This window comes from Mycobacterium botniense (genome assembly GCF_010723305.1).
Classification (GTDB): Bacteria; Actinomycetota; Actinomycetes; order Mycobacteriales; family Mycobacteriaceae; genus Mycobacterium; species Mycobacterium botniense.
The window spans coordinates 1,487,539-1,501,644 of sequence record NZ_BLKW01000004.1; the positions used below are offsets into that span (position 1 = coordinate 1,487,539).

The 14,106-nt window shown below is 65.6% G+C and carries 12 protein-coding genes and 1 pseudogene; 2 read left to right on the plus strand and 11 right to left on the minus strand.

Annotated elements, in window-relative coordinates; all coding sequences use genetic code 11:
• Window positions 1-23 precede the first annotated feature (23 nt).
• The 7 genes from fabG1 to G6N08_RS16855 form a co-directional block, all read right to left on the minus strand.
• Entirely contained in the window at window positions 24-809 is a 786-nt protein-coding gene (gene fabG1 / locus G6N08_RS16825) for a 3-oxoacyl-ACP reductase FabG1 (RefSeq protein WP_163759125.1), read from the minus strand.
• Window positions 810-889: 80 nt separating this feature from the next.
• Complete coding sequence (locus G6N08_RS16830) at window positions 890-1,897, minus strand: VWA domain-containing protein (protein WP_163759127.1); 1,008 nt, start codon at window positions 1,895-1,897, stop codon at window positions 890-892.
• A 15-nt stretch (window positions 1,898-1,912) separates the two neighbouring features.
• On the minus strand, window positions 1,913-2,866 hold the full coding sequence (locus G6N08_RS16835; protein ID WP_163759129.1) for a DUF58 domain-containing protein: 954 nt from the start codon (window positions 2,864-2,866) through the stop codon (window positions 1,913-1,915).
• Complete coding sequence (gene moxR1 / locus G6N08_RS16840) at window positions 2,863-3,996, minus strand: chaperone MoxR1 (RefSeq protein WP_163759131.1); 1,134 nt, start codon at window positions 3,994-3,996, stop codon at window positions 2,863-2,865. The genes G6N08_RS16835 and moxR1 overlap by 4 nt, the downstream gene beginning before the upstream one ends.
• 174 nt (window positions 3,997-4,170) lie before the next feature.
• A complete protein-coding gene (ripB, locus tag G6N08_RS16845) occupies window positions 4,171-4,890 on the minus strand; it encodes an NlpC/P60 family peptidoglycan endopeptidase RipB (RefSeq protein WP_163759133.1) in 720 nt (239 codons plus the stop codon).
• A 12-nt stretch (window positions 4,891-4,902) separates the two neighbouring features.
• Window positions 4,903-6,309, minus strand: a complete 1,407-nt coding sequence (gene ripA / locus G6N08_RS16850) for an NlpC/P60 family peptidoglycan endopeptidase RipA (protein WP_163759136.1) — start codon at window positions 6,307-6,309, stop codon at window positions 4,903-4,905.
• A 229-nt stretch (window positions 6,310-6,538) separates the two neighbouring features.
• Window positions 6,539-7,117: an Rv1476 family membrane protein gene (locus tag G6N08_RS16855; protein ID WP_163759137.1), complete on the minus strand. Its 579-nt coding sequence runs from the start codon at window positions 7,115-7,117 to the stop codon at window positions 6,539-6,541.
• Window positions 7,118-7,377: 260 nt separating this feature from the next.
• On the opposite strand from G6N08_RS16855, the gene acnA reads away from it, so the two are divergent.
• Both acnA and G6N08_RS16865 read left to right on the plus strand, forming a co-directional pair.
• The gene (gene acnA / locus G6N08_RS16860; protein WP_163760796.1) at window positions 7,378-10,203 is read left to right on the plus strand and encodes an aconitate hydratase AcnA; all 2,826 of its coding nucleotides are present in this window, start codon (window positions 7,378-7,380) and stop codon (window positions 10,201-10,203) included.
• A gap of 9 nt (window positions 10,204-10,212) precedes the next feature.
• Complete coding sequence (locus G6N08_RS16865) at window positions 10,213-10,776, plus strand: TetR/AcrR family transcriptional regulator (RefSeq protein ID WP_163759139.1); 564 nt, start codon at window positions 10,213-10,215, stop codon at window positions 10,774-10,776.
• An 84-nt stretch (window positions 10,777-10,860) separates the two neighbouring features.
• On the opposite strand, the gene G6N08_RS16870 is transcribed toward G6N08_RS16865, so the two are convergent.
• The 4 genes and pseudogenes from G6N08_RS16870 to trxA form a co-directional block, all read right to left on the minus strand.
• A complete protein-coding gene (locus G6N08_RS16870) occupies window positions 10,861-11,052 on the minus strand; it encodes a helix-turn-helix domain-containing protein (protein WP_163759141.1) in 192 nt (63 codons plus the stop codon).
• Window positions 11,053-11,151: 99 nt separating this feature from the next.
• Entirely contained in the window at window positions 11,152-12,774 is a 1,623-nt protein-coding gene (locus tag G6N08_RS16875; protein WP_163759142.1) for an ABC-F family ATP-binding cassette domain-containing protein, read from the minus strand.
• Window positions 12,775-12,789: 15 nt separating this feature from the next.
• A pseudogene (locus tag G6N08_RS16880) lies at window positions 12,790-13,617 on the minus strand (enoyl-CoA hydratase); the annotation flags it as partial.
• A gap of 42 nt (window positions 13,618-13,659) precedes the next feature.
• Window positions 13,660-14,019, minus strand: coding sequence for a thioredoxin (trxA, locus tag G6N08_RS16885; RefSeq protein ID WP_163759144.1), 360 nt, complete (start codon window positions 14,017-14,019; stop codon window positions 13,660-13,662).
• Between the last annotated feature and the right edge of the window lie 87 nt (window positions 14,020-14,106).

Below are 14,106 nucleotides of genomic sequence, written 5' to 3' on the forward strand. Positions count from 1 at the left end.
CCTCGATGTCAGGGTGCCCGCCGTTAATGGCCCATCCCGAGGCCACCGTCGACGGGGATCACCGCACCTGAGATATATCCGGCGTCTTCGGAGGCCAGGAAGCTGACAACACCCGCGACCTCCTCTGGTTTACCGATACGTCCCAACGGGATCGCCTGCAGCGCGGTCTCCTGGTACTTGGGATCCATCGCGCGCACCATATCGGTGTCGATCAAGCCCGGGGCCACCACATTGGCGGTGATTGAGCGCGACCCCAGCTCGCGAGTCAGGGAACGGGCCATCCCGACCAGACCCGCCTTGGACGCGGCGTAGTTGGCCTGACCGGGTAAACCGGTGAGCCCCACCACCGACCCCATGAAGATGTAGCGGCCGAAGCGCTTTTTGACCATGTTGCGCGACGCCCGCTTGGCTACCCGGAAGACACCGGTCAAGTTAGCGTCGATGACCTTCAAGAACTGCTCTTCGGTCATCCGCATGATCAGCATGTCGGAGTTGAGGCCGGCGTTGGCGACCAGCACCTCCACCGGGCCCTGATGCTCCTCAACCGCAGTGAATGCGGCGTCGACGGCGTCGTAGTCGGTGACGTCACACTCGACCCCGAACAGTCCCTCGGGGGCACCCGAGGCCCGATGCGTCACCGCCACCTTGTGCCCGTCGGCGGCCAGCCGACGCGCCACCGCGAGCCCAATCCCCCGGTTGCCGCCGGTGACCAGCACGGAGCGGGACACAAACGGTGGTTTGCCGCCCTCGGCGAGGCCGGCAGTCTCGGCGCGGTTTTCGGTGGCCTTCGCGGTAGCAACATCAGTCACCCGGACAACTTATCGCCTCACCGCTGCACCGCCGAAATCGGCTGCACCGCGCCCAGCGGTGACATCTGCGTTCGCGAAACTCAGGTGGGCAGCCGGCGGTTGATCAGCAGTGCCACCACCGCCGCCACCGCCAGCACTAGCGACCCCAACCGCAGCCAGCCGACACTGGCGTCACCTTTGATCGTCTCGTAGCCGATCTGCTGCTGCAGGTTGGCGTAGACCTGTTTGAGCTCTTGCAGGTTGGAGGCGTTGTAGGCGTTTCCGCCGGATAGTTCGGCGACCTTTTTCATGGTGGTGTCGTCGACGGGCACCGGCTGGCGCTGGCCGTTGATCTCGACGAATCCGTAGGGAGTGCCGAACGAAATCGTCGAGATCGGCACGCCCTGGTCCTTGGCGGTGCGCGCTGCGGTAAAGGCTCCCTTGGGGTTGTCCGGGTTGGTCGGCACCGTCTCCTTACCGTCCGAGAACAACACGATACGGGCCGGCGGCGGCGTGTCACCACCCCCGATCACCGCCCCGACGGTGGCGATGGCCTGCAACGCGGTGAAAATGCCTTCGCCAGTGGCGGTACGGTCGGCGAACTGCAGCTTGTCCAGCGCCGCCTTGGTCGCTGCCCGGTTCGTCGTCGGTTGCACCAGCACGGTCGCGGTGCCCGCGTAGGAGATCAACCCCAAATTGATGCCCGGTGTCAGCTCGTCGGCGAACTCCTTAGCGGCCTCTTTGGCGGCCTCCATGCGGTTGGGCTCGACGTCGGTGGCCCGCATCGACTGCGACACATCGATCACCAGCATCACGACCGCGCGGTTGCGGGGAATCCGGATGTCGTGCGTGGGGCCAGCCATCGCGATGGTGAGCAGCAGCAACGACACCACCAGCAGAATCGCTGACAAATGCCGCCACCGGGTGGGCATCTTGGGAGCGACGCTTTCCAGCAGCTCCATGTTGGCGAATCGCAGCATCCGCCGGTGCCGCGCCACCTGCATGATGATGTACAGCGCCACCACACCGAGCACGACCAGCAGGAACAGAAAAAACCACGGGTGCGCGAACCCCGACAGGGTCATCGGCCCGAGCACTGGCAGCGTCATAGCAGACCTGTCATGTCACTGACGTCCCGCCAGCGCCCCACGCCGACGGGAGGCGACGAAACGGACGATGTCGGCGATCCAGTCGCGGTCGGTGCGCAGCGATAACAACGGTGCTCCGCAGCCGCGGATGGTGCGGGATACGTCGGCGCGGTGAGCCGCCGCAGCCCGGGCAAAGTCGTCGCGTAACTGGGCGTCGATGGTGAACTCGCGGGTGACGCCGGTTTCGGCGTCCTGCAGAACGACATCTCCGACATCCGGTAACTCGACATCACGGGGGTCGAGCACTTCGATGCCCAGCACCTCGTGGCGGGCCGCGATCGCGCGCAGCGGACGCATCCAGTTGATCGGGCCGAGGAAGTCGCTGATGATGACCGCCATCCCGCGGCGCCGTTGGGGCCGGCGCAGCGCGTCGATGGCCATCGCGAGGTCACCGCGCACGCCGACCGGCGCCTTGGGTGTGGTCGCGATGGTGCGTAACACCGTCTGCTGGTGCTGACGCCCGGAGCGGGCCGGGACCCGGGTCATCGTCGCGCCCGTGGCGATCACCGCACCCAGCCGGTTGCCGCCGCCGCTGTTGAGGAATGCGATGGCGGCCGCAGCCGCGACTGCCAGATCACGCTTCTCGCACACCGCGGTGCCGAAGTCCAGGCTGGCCGACATGTCGACCACCAGCCAGGTCTCCAGTTCGCGGTCGGCGATCATCTGGCGCACATGCGGATGTGTGGTGCGCGCCGTGACCGCCCAGTCCATCCGTCGGACGTCGTCACCGGGCTGATACAGGCGCGACTCCCCGGGTTCGGTCCCCGGACCCGGGATCAGGCCGAGGTAGTTACCGTGCAGGATGCCGTCGAGCTTGCGTTTGATGGTGAGCTCAAGGGTTTTCAGCGCCGCTGAGAGCTTCGGGTCGCCGATCTCGCCGCGCTGCAAAGACGGCGGATGCACGACCGCCGGCGTCTTCGATTCGGTCACCGACCGCCAACCGCTCCCGCCGCCTGCATCACCGGAGGCACCGAATGACCTTGTTGCGGAACGGCGTTCACCTGCGGCAGGGCAACCGTTTGCAGCACCCGGTTGATGACGATCTCCGGGGAGATTTCGTCGGCCAGCGCATCATAGGTGAGCACCAACCGGTGGCGAAGCACGTCGGGAACGACCTCGATCACGTCTTGGGGGATGACGTAGTCACGGCCGCGCACCAGCGCCAGTGCCCGCGAGGCCGCGATGATGCCCAGCGACGCCCGGGGAGAGGCACCGAAAGCGACCCAGTTTTTGACGTCATTCATGCCGAGCTGTTCGGGCTGGCGGGTGGCGGTGACCAGCCGGACCACATAGTCGACCAGCGCATGATGCACAAAGTTGTTGGCCGCGATCTCCTGCAGCCGCAGCAGATCGCCGGGGTTCAGAATCTGCTTGGGCTGCGGCGGGGTTACCCCCATCCGGTAGATGATCTCCCGCTCTTCTTCCGGGGAGGGATAGCCGACGTTGAGCTTGAACAAGAACCGGTCACGCTGCGCCTCCGGCAGCGGGTAGACCCCCTCCTGCTCGATCGGGTTCTGGGTTGCCATCACCAAAAACGGGTTGGGCATCGGAAACGTCTTGCCGCCGATGGACACGTGGCGTTCGGCCATGACCTCCAGCAGCGCCGACTGCACCTTGGCCGGTGCCCGGTTAATCTCGTCGGCGAGGATGAAATTTGCCACCACCGGACCGAGTTCCGTGTCGAACTCTTCTCTGCCCTGCCGATAGATGCGGGTTCCGATGATGTCGGTGGGCACCAAGTCGGGTGTGAACTGGATCCGCGCGAACGACCCGCCGACCACGCGCGCGAAGGTCTCCACCGCCAGCGTCTTGGCGATGCCGGGAACACCCTCGAGCAGCACATGCCCCTTGGCCAGCAGCCCGACCAGCATCCGCTCCACAAGCTGGTCCTGCCCGACGATGATCCGCTTCACCTCGAAGATGGCCCGCTCCAGGGTGTGCACCTCTGCGGCCAGGCCATTGCCGCCGCTCGACGGCGCCGCGTGCGCCGGCGATGGTGAGGCCCCACTCGGGCTGGAAAAACCACTGGCGCCCTGGGGCAGCCCACCTGCTGATGTCATCGACAATCCTCCACAGTCCTATCGGACACCGGCCGGTGTCCGGGGCAGCGACATGCCTCGGTTCAACTATTCCAGGCCGCTGCGATTCCGTCGACGTGGCACCGCGGAGCGACGACACGCGTCGTGAGAAAGCCCATCTCCCGGCCGGGGTGGGCACCGTACGTCACCGGCGGCTCAATATTCGATGATCCGGGTGACATAGGGCGTCATCCCCTCCGTGCGCACCGGGCTGACGATGACTTTGCCGGCGATGCTGGACGCCTCCAGCATCTGGCCATTGCCCAGGTAGAGCGTGACATGCTGGCTGCCGCCGGGGCCGTAGAAGATCAGGTCGCCGCGCTTGGCCTGTGCCGGCGGAACATGCCGGCCGGCGTTGTACTGGTCACCGGAGTACCTCGGGATCAGCACACCAACCCCGGCGAACGCGTATCGGGTCAGCCCCGAGCAGTCGAACCCGACGGTGTCAGCGCCGGAATCCACACCCCGGCTGGGACCGTTGAGCGTGCCGCCGCCCCACGAATAGGGGACCCCCAGCTGTGATGTTCCGCGGCGAATGACGTATTCGACTGCCTGCCGCCCGTAGACCCTTGGGATGCGGCTCGGGCTGGTGTTGTTGTTGTTGTTGACGGGGCTGCCGCCGAGGTTGATTCCGAGACTGCCCAGGAACTTCCGGCCCAGCTCCAAGGTGGTCTGGGTGGCCTGAGCGGTGGCCGCCATCGAGGCGTTGGCGATGGCGACGGGATCTCCGGGCGCACCCGCGCTGGGCACCGCGGGCAATGTGGGATCCCACGCGGCATCGTCACCAGCCGCCGGACCCGCCGGCCCGATCAGCACAGCGATCGCCGCCAGGGCGGCCAAGATCAGCGTGACCAGGCGAAACTGTCTGCAGCGCATAGGCATTCACCGTCAAAACTCGATGTAGCGAACTACGTAGGGTGTCATCCCGCCGGTGCGCACGGGCGCAACCCTGACCCGCAATCCGACGTCGGGCGCTTCGAGCATCTGGCCGTTGCCGAGATAGAGGGTCACGTGCTGGCTGCCACCGGGGCCGTAGAAGATCACGTCACCGCGACGCATTTGTGCCGATGGGATCTTGCGGCCGAGGTTGTACTGCGATCCCGAGTAGTGCGGCAGTTTGATGCCCACGCCGGCGAACGAGTACAGGATCAAGCCCGAGCAGTCGAAGCCGACCGTGTCGGCACCGGAACCGATCCCCCGGCTCGGACCTGCAGCGTTACCGCCGCCCCACGAGTACGGCACTCCCACCTGGGAGAGCCCCCGGCGGATGACGTACTCGGAGGCCTGCCGGCCGTACACCCGCGGGATACGGCCATTGGTGATGCCGGTGTCGTCGGGCCGAAGGATGCCCACGTTTTGCAGGAACTTGCGACCCATGTCGGCGGTGACCTGCGCCGATGTCGCCGACATCCGCAGTACCCCGTTGACGATTTCGATGGGGTTGTCCGGGACGTTGGCGCTGGGAACCATCGGCAGGGTGGGATCCCACTCACCGTCCCACTGGCCGGCGCGGTGTCCCGGCGGGCCTGCCGCGCCCGGCGAATCCCAGCGGTCAGCCGGGGGCGGCGCACCCCCTGCACTGCGTGCCGACGCGTTGCGTACCGCGTCGAGCCTGGCCTGCGCCGCATCGCGTTCGGCGGCCAGGCGCTCGACCTCTTTTTGCTGTTCGCCGAATTTTCGCTGGGTGTCCGTGAGTGCCGCGACCGCAGCCTCCTGGCTGGCCTGTGCGTCGGCGACGGCCTTGTCGGCTTTCTGCTTAGCCAGCCGGGCTGCGGATTCCCTGTTGACCTGCTCGGTCCGTGCCCGCTGCAGAGCCGTGAGCACCTGCTGGGAGGTGGCGGCCAGGGTCCGTCCCGCGGCCGCGGTGGCGATGATGTCGTCGGGGCCGCTGGCGGTCAGGTAGCTGCTGGGCGGGCCGTTGACATAGGTGGCCGCCGCGAACGAGTTCAACCGGCGCTGGGCGGCGGCAATGGCGGTGTTAGCGTCGTGGACTTCTTGTTGCCTGACCTCGACGTCGTGCTGCGCGGCCGCGGCGTTATCCCGGGCAGTTTGCACGTCGACGAGCGCCTTGTTGACGGCTTCCTGTTCCGTTTCGATCGCCGCGGCCAGCTCGTGCAAGCGCTGGTTGGCCCGAGCCACGTCGGCCACCAGGGCCGCCACCGTGTCCGGACCCGGATCAGCCGCGGCCAATCCGGGCGTGCACGCCAGCAGCGCCACGGCCAATGCCAGCGACGTGGCAGCGCGCACGAACCCAACCGCCAGCCGGACACGGGAGCCGCGGCGCGGGCGTCTCATTCGACTCGGGTCTCCTCTGGCTCAGCGCGGACGGACGGTACTGCCCCAACAGTCACTGGAAGCGCGACTTATTACACAGGCATCAACTGCACCGTACGTCACATCTGACCCGGAAGAAACATTAGTCACACCTTGCGCGCGGGTATTTAAGCGCCTGTGACCGAAAAGTGACCTCGCCGATTGCTCGGCGGGCTGCGAGGTGAACGCGACCAGCGCGGTGGGCCGCCGATTACCCGGTGCGCGCGGGGTCGTCGGCTCCCGGCACACTGCCGTCGGCGGCCAGGGGCGAGCGTGCGCTTCGCACCTGCATGATCCGGGTGCCTACCGCGGCCGCGAGCACCACGACCAGCAACACGATGGTCAATGCGCTCCAGGGAAACTCCGGAGCGTTCAGCTCGTTCAGAAAGTTGTGCGCCGAGAGCACCGGGTTGCCGGTCTTGGAAATATCTTCGCCGGCTTCCAGCGTCACCCTGGGAAACTGCGTGCTGTAGGTGCCGACGTAGGACGGACTGAGCACCAAAACGGTCGCGTCTTTGTAGTCGGCGCCCACCACGGTGGCGATATCGCGCAGTGGCGTATCAATTGGCGGGTTGTGGTCGATGACCACGATTTTGAGGTTGATGCCATCGTCGCGGGCTTCGTTGACCACCTGAAGCAACTCAGGCACGACGGCCGGTGGTGCACTCACACCCTCCGCGGCCACTTGGGCCTTGATCGCCGTCATGTCGATGTCTTGCGGGATATAGGCCGGCAGAAACGGGATGGTCTGTGGTCCCGGTACCGGGACAAACGAAGCATGCTCGGTCATCGCATCCTTCCCTGCGGAGCTCACGTGTCTGCAAGCACCGTACGCGACCGCCCGGCGGTGCGGGCGAGATCGGCAGCCCACCAGGTCGGCCCTGTGCCCGTCACCGCGCGGCTGGAAACCCCGCCCGGGCCCGACAAGACTGGGTACACGTGTCGTGAACGGTGCCGCACGCAATGCAGTACGGGCGTACTGTTAAAGTGGCACGGGATCGTCGGCAGAACCCGTCGACGATGAGACCTCGACCCCCGGGAGTTGATGTGATCAGCAAAGATTCGGTGAACTCATTTGGAGCGCGCAGCACCCTTGACGTCGGGGACACCAGCTATCAGATCTATCGGCTCGACGCGGTCTCCGGCATCGAAAAGCTGCCCTACAGCCTCAAAGTGCTCGCCGAGAACCTGCTGCGTAACGAGGATGGCAGCAACATCACCAAGGACCATGTCGAGGCGATCGCACACTGGGATCCCCGGGCCGAACCCAGCGTCGAAATCCAGTACACGCCTGCGCGTGTCGTCATGCAGGATTTCACCGGCGTGCCGTGTGTCGTCGACTTGGCCACCATGCGCGAGGCCATCGCGGACCTTGGCGGGGATCCCGAGAAGGTCAACCCGCTGGCCCCGGCCGACCTGGTCATAGACCACTCGGTGATCGCCGACTTATTCGGCCGCCCAGACGCTTTCGAACGCAATGTGGAGCTCGAATACCAGCGCAATGGTGAGCGCTATCAGTTTTTGCGTTGGGGTCAGGGCGCTTTCCGCAATTTCAAAGTGGTACCGCCGGGCACCGGGATTGTGCACCAGGTCAACATCGAATATCTGGCGCGGGTCGTGATGGAGCGCGACGGCGTGGCGTATCCCGACACCTGTGTGGGCACCGACTCGCACACCACGATGGTCAACGGCCTGGGTGTGCTCGGCTGGGGAGTGGGCGGTATCGAGGCCGAGGCCGCGATGCTCGGTCAGCCGGTTTCGATGCTGATCCCGCGGGTGGTCGGTTTCAAGCTGACCGGCGAGATCCGGCCGGGCGTGACGGCCACCGATGTCGTGCTGACGGTGACCGAGATGTTGCGAAAACATGGCGTGGTCGGTAAGTTCGTCGAGTTCTACGGTGAGGGCGTGGCCGAAGTGCCGCTCGCTAACCGCGCGACCCTCGGCAACATGAGCCCCGAATTCGGTTCCACCGCAGCAATTTTCCCGATCGATCAGGAAACCCTCGACTATCTGCGGTTCACTGGGCGCGACCCTAAGCAGGTGGCGCTGGTGGAAGCCTACGCCAAGGAACAGGGCATGTGGCACGACCCTGCCCATGAGCCGGCATTCTCCGAATATCTGGAGCTCAATCTGTCCGATGTCGTGCCCTCGATCGCGGGACCCAAGCGCCCACAGGACCGGATCGCCCTGTCAGAGGCGAAATCGACATTTCGCAAGCAGATTCGCGGTTACATCGGCGGCCAACCCCAGCCGGGGCCCCATTCCAAACTCGACGAGGTTGTCGAGGAGACCTTCCCGGCCAGTGACCCCGGCCAGCTGTCGTTCGCTGACGACGACGGAGCCGCGGTGCAATCGGCGGCCGCCAATGCGAACGGCCGCCCCACCAACCCGGTGCCGGTCCGCTCTGCCGAGCGGGGCGAGTTCGTGCTCGACCACGGCGCGGTGGTGATCGCTGCTGTCACTTCGTGCACCAACACCTCCAACCCGGAGGTGATGCTGGGTGCGGCACTGCTGGCCCGCAACGCCGTCGAAAAGGGCCTGACCTCCAAGCCGTGGGTGAAGACCTCGATCGCACCCGGTTCGCAGGTGGTCAGCGACTACTACGAAAAGGCCGGGCTGTGGCCGTATCTGGAGAAGCTGGGGTTCTACCTCGTTGGCTACGGCTGCACGACGTGCATCGGCAACTCCGGTCCGCTGCCCGAAGAGATCTCGAAGGCCATCAACGACAACGACCTTGCGGTGGCCGCCGTGTTGTCGGGCAACCGCAACTTCGAGGGCCGGATCAACCCCGATGTGAAGATGAACTATCTCGCGTCGCCGCCGCTGGTGATCGCCTACGCGCTGGCCGGAACCATGGACTTCGACTTCGAGACCGAGCCACTGGGCCGCGACAAGGACGGTAAAGACGTCTATCTGCGGGACATCTGGCCCTCGCAAAAGGACGTCTCCGACACCATCGCCTCGGCGATCAACTCCGAGATGTTCGCCAAGAATTACGCCGATGTGTTCAGGGGTGACGAGCGCTGGCGCAACCTGCCCACCCCGAGCGGCAACACCTTTGCCTGGGATCCGAATTCGACGTATGTGCGCAAACCTCCCTATTTCGACGGGATGGCCGCCGAGCCGCAGCCGGTGCACGACATCACTGGGGCCCGGGTGCTGGTCCTGTTGGGTGATTCGGTGACCACCGACCACATTTCCCCGGCGGGCAGCATCAAACCGGGCACTCCGGCCGCGCAGTATCTCGACGAGCATGGGGTGGCACGCCGCGACTACAACTCCTATGGATCGCGGCGCGGTAATCACGAGGTGATGATCCGCGGGACCTTCGGCAACATCCGGTTGCGCAATCTGCTGCTCGACGCGATAGCGGAGGGAGTCACCGGTGGGTATACCCGGGACTTCACCCAACCGGGCGGTCCGCAGGCGTTCATCTACGACGCCGCGCAAAACTATGCGGCCAAGAAGATTCCACTAGTGGTCCTGGGCGGCAAAGAGTACGGGTCGGGCTCGTCACGGGACTGGGCGGCCAAGGGGACGCTGCTATTGGGTGTGCGGGCGGTGATCGCCGAATCCTTCGAGCGCATCCACCGCTCCAATCTGATCGGCATGGGCGTGATCCCCCTGCAGTTCCCTGACGGCAAGTCCGCCGCCTCACTGGGACTCGACGGCACCGAGGTGTTCGACATCACCGGCATCGAGGCGCTCAACCGCGGCCAGACGCCGAAGACCGTGCACGTCAAGGCCAGTAAAGACGGCGCCAGCCCGGTCGAGTTCGATGCGGTGGTGCGCATCGACACCCCCGGCGAGGCCGATTACTACCGCAACGGCGGCATCTTGCAGTACGTGCTGCGCACCATGCTGAAGACGGGTTAGCACGGCCCCGTGCCCAGGGTCAGCGAGGACCACCTGGCGGCACGCCGACGGCAGATCCTCGACGGCGCGCGCCGCTGTTTCGCCGAATACGGCTACGACCGGGCCACGGTGCGCCGCCTGGAGCAGGCGATCGGTTTGTCGCGCGGCGCAATTTTCCACCATTTCCGCGATAAGGACACGCTGTTTTTCGAGCTGGCCCGCGAGGATGCCCAGCGGATGGCCGATGTCGCCTCCCGCGAAGGTCTCATCCAGGTCATGCGCGACATGCTCGCCGCACCCGAGGAGTTCGACTGGCTTGCCACCCGGCTGGAGATCGCCCGAAAACTCCGCAACGACCCGGCATTCAGCCGCGGATGGGCCGAGCGCTCGGCCGGGCTGGCGGCGGCGACGACCGAGCGATTGCGTCGCCAGAAGCGGGCCGGCCGACTGCGCGACGACATCTCCAGCGAGGTGTTGCAGTGCTACCTGGAGCTCGTCCTGGATGGACTGGTGGCCCGGTTGGCTTCCGGTGAGGACCCGCAGCGCCTGGCCACTGTCCTTGATCTGGTGGAAAACTCGCTACGGCGGGTTTAGGTCTGCCGCCCAGAGTGCACAGAACGCCACCCTGCCCCGGCGTGTCGTGTGCAGACGCGCACGCTCGCCGGGACTGACTGCGGTCTACCGGGATCGGGTCCGGTGGTTGGGGCCGCCGCGGCTGCGCATGGTGACACCGGATTCGCGCAGCATGCTGTGAATGGCACCGTATGATCTGCCGGTCGAGGCCACCAGCTTGCGGATACTGGCGCCGCCCTCGTAGGCATGGCGCAACTCGGCAACCAACTGCTCACGGGTCTTTTTCGACTTCCTCATTGAACTTCCGCCTCCCCGTTCAACAGGACCCAAGTCACATAGCGTAGGAAGCCATCGTCGACGGCGGGGCCGTTTGACCGAAAACGCTTGCGGCAGCTCTCAGGCCAGCTGGATCAAATCGTGGTACTCGTCCGACCAGTAGTCTTCGGTGCCGTCGGGCAGCAACACGACGCGTTGCGGATCGAGGGCCTCGGCCGCCGCCGGGTCATGCGTCACCAGCACCACTGCGCCGGTATAGCTGCGCAACGCGTCAAGCACCTGCTCGCGGGAGGCGGGGTCGAGATTGTTCGTCGGCTCGTCAAGTAACAACACGTTGGCGGTCGATGCCACCAGCCCCGCCAGCGCCAGCCGGGTTTTCTCCCCGCCGGAAAGGGTGCGGGCCAACTGGTCGAGCTGCAGACCGCTGAACATGAAGGCCCCCAACAGGCCGCGCAAATCCTGCTCGCCGGAGTCCGGGGCGGCGTGGACGATGTTCTGCCATACCGTCGCATCGCCGTCGATCGTGTCGTGCTCCTGCGCGAAATAACCGATCTTCAAACCGTGGCCGGCTTGCAGCACCCCCGTGTCAGGTTTCTCGACACCGGCCAGCAGCCGCAGCAGTGTCGTCTTGCCTGCCCCGTTAAGCCCCAACACCACTACCCGTGAGCCGCGCTCGATCGCCAGATCGACACCGCTGAACACTTCGAGCGACCCGTAGGTCTTCGTCAGGCCCTCGGCGATCAGCGGCGTCCGTCCGCAGGCGGCCGGTGTGGGGAATGTGATCCGGGCTACTTTTTCGCCGACCTGCTCGTCGTCGAGTGCGGCGATCATCCGGCTGGCACGCCGCAACATATTCTGGGCTGCAGTGGCTTTGGTGGCCTTAGCGCCCAACTTCGCGGCCTGGGTGCGCAGCGCCGCAGCTTTGCGTTCGGCATTGGCGCGCTCCCGCCGTCTGCGTTGTTCATCGGTCGCGCGCGCATCGAGGTATGTCTGCCAGCCCATGTTGTACACGTCCACCTCGGCGCGCACCGCGTCTAGGAACCAGACCCGGTTGACGACGTCGGCGAGCAGATCGACATTGTGGCTGACCACCACCAGTCCGCCGGTGTGTGCGCGCAGGAAATCTCGCAGCCAGCTCAGTGAGTCGGCGTCGAGGTGGTTGGTCGGCTCGTCGAGCAGCAACGCCATGTTCGAGCCGGTGTCCGTGGCGGCGAACAGAATGCGTGCCAGTTCCACCCGGCGGCGTTGCCCACCCGACAGCGTGCACAGTGGCTGGGTCAGGACCCGTTCGGGCAGCCCGAGGTTCGCGCAGATTCGGCTCGCTTCGCTTTCCGCGCGGTAGCCGCCCAAGGCCGCGAATCGCTGCTCGAGTTCGCCGTAGCGCTGAATCGCACGGTCGCGGTCGCCATCGTCGGCAACCTCGGCCATCAGCACCTGTTGTTTTTCCATCTCGGTGAGCAGAGTGTCCAAACCGCGCGCTGACAGCACCCGGTCACGGGCCAGGACTTCCAGATCGCCTTCTTTGGGATCTTGTGGCAAATAACCGATTTCGCTGCTGCGCGTCACCGACCCCGCATACGGCTCGGTCTCTCCCGCCAGGATGCGCAACGTGGTGGTCTTGCCGGCCCCGTTGCGTCCCACCAGCCCGATGCGGTCACCGGGCTGGACCCGCAGTGCCGCACCGCTAAACGAGAGCAGGATGCGTGCGCCGGCGCGGACCTCGAGGTCCGTTGCGGTGATCACACGCGTTATCTCCTGTTACTTGTCGTCGGTGAATATCGGTGGCCGCTTCTCGGCACGTGCAGCAACTGCTTCCTCGAAGTTGCCGGTGAGCAAGCGGATGAACAACTGCCCGAGGCCTTCGGCCTGCATGTGTGCCTCCAGACTAGCGGCGTCCAGCCCACTCCACAGTGTGCGTTTGGTCAACTCGACCCCGGGCCGCGAGAACGCGGCGATACGCGCGGCCATCGCATAGCAGGTGTCCAGCAGCTGCTCCGGCGGCACCCGGCACGACACCAGCCCGATCCGCTCGGCTTCGTCGGCGTCAACGTCGCGTCCGGTCAGCATGATCTCGAACGCCCGTGAGGATCCGATCGCCCTGGGCAGCAAATAACTTAGCCCCAGTTCGCTGGCTGTCAGCCCGTTGTTGATGCCGGCGGCCCGGAAATAGGCTTTCGTTGAGGCGATTCGGATATCACATGCCAGCGCCAAACACAGCCCGCCACCGATAGCCGGGCCGTTGACCGCGGCGATCACCGGTTGATGCAACCGGCGCAACGCCAGGATGACGTCGTCGAGCAACTCCATGGAGCGCAGCGCATAAGTCGGCTGGGTCAGTCCCTCCACGTGCGGCACCACCCCGGCGGATTTGTGATCGGCGCCGGACGAGAACCCGCTGCCCGCTCCGGTCAGCACGACCACTCGCACGGAATTGTCGTAGGTGACCGCCTGCAGTGCCTGTTTGAGCGGCACCATCACATCGAACGCCATCGAGTTCATCCGCTCGGGCCGATTGAGGGTGATCAGCGCGACCGCGGGCCGGGGGTGTTCAACGAGGACGAAGTTCACCGTTGAACGGTAACCGACCGACCGCCGCCGGGACCGGGCTGTGCACCGGGCCCGGGCGGATCAGACCTGATCCTCCTCGGCAGCGATGGCAGCATCGACGTCAAAGGCTTTGACCTGCTGCACCAAATCCTCCAACGCGGCCGGTGGCAATGCGCCGGCCTGGTTGTACACCAGCCTGCCCTTTTTGAATGCCATCAGCGTGGGGATTGCCCGGATCTCGGCATCCGCAGCCAATTGCTGTTCGGCTTCGGTGTCGACCTTGGCGTGCACGACATCAGGGTGCTTCTCCGACGAGGCCTGAAACGTGGGCGCGAACGCGCGGCACGGCCCGCACCAGGACGCCCAAAAGTCGACGAGGACGATGTCGTTGTTGTGGATGGTGTCAGCGAACTCTGCGGCAGTGAGATCTCGGGTAGTCATCCTCAGCCCAACGCCTTCGGGCACCACACTTGTTCCCGTAGTTCGGCGCGGCCCGGAAAGCCGCGGTTGAATTCCCGCCGTCAGCCG

Bases quoted from the DNA above. Each gene is read 5' to 3' on its own strand.
- G6N08_RS16830 (WP_163759127.1), bottom strand. From the start codon at position 1,897: ATGACGCTGCCAGTGCTCGGGCCGATGACCCTGTCGGGGTTCGCGCAC.
- moxR1 (WP_163759131.1), bottom strand. From the start codon at position 3,996: ATGACATCAGCAGGTGGGCTGCCCCAGGGCGCCAGTGGTTTTTCCAGC.
- ripB (WP_163759133.1), bottom strand. From the start codon at position 4,890: ATGCGCTGCAGACAGTTTCGCCTGGTCACGCTGATCTTGGCCGCCCTG.
- ripA (WP_163759136.1), bottom strand. From the start codon at position 6,309: ATGAGACGCCCGCGCCGCGGCTCCCGTGTCCGGCTGGCGGTTGGGTTC.
- G6N08_RS16855 (WP_163759137.1), bottom strand. From the start codon at position 7,117: ATGACCGAGCATGCTTCGTTTGTCCCGGTACCGGGACCACAGACCATC.
- G6N08_RS16870 (WP_163759141.1), bottom strand. From the start codon at position 11,052: ATGAGGAAGTCGAAAAAGACCCGTGAGCAGTTGGTTGCCGAGTTGCGC.
- trxA (WP_163759144.1), bottom strand. From the start codon at position 14,019: ATGACTACCCGAGATCTCACTGCCGCAGAGTTCGCTGACACCATCCAC.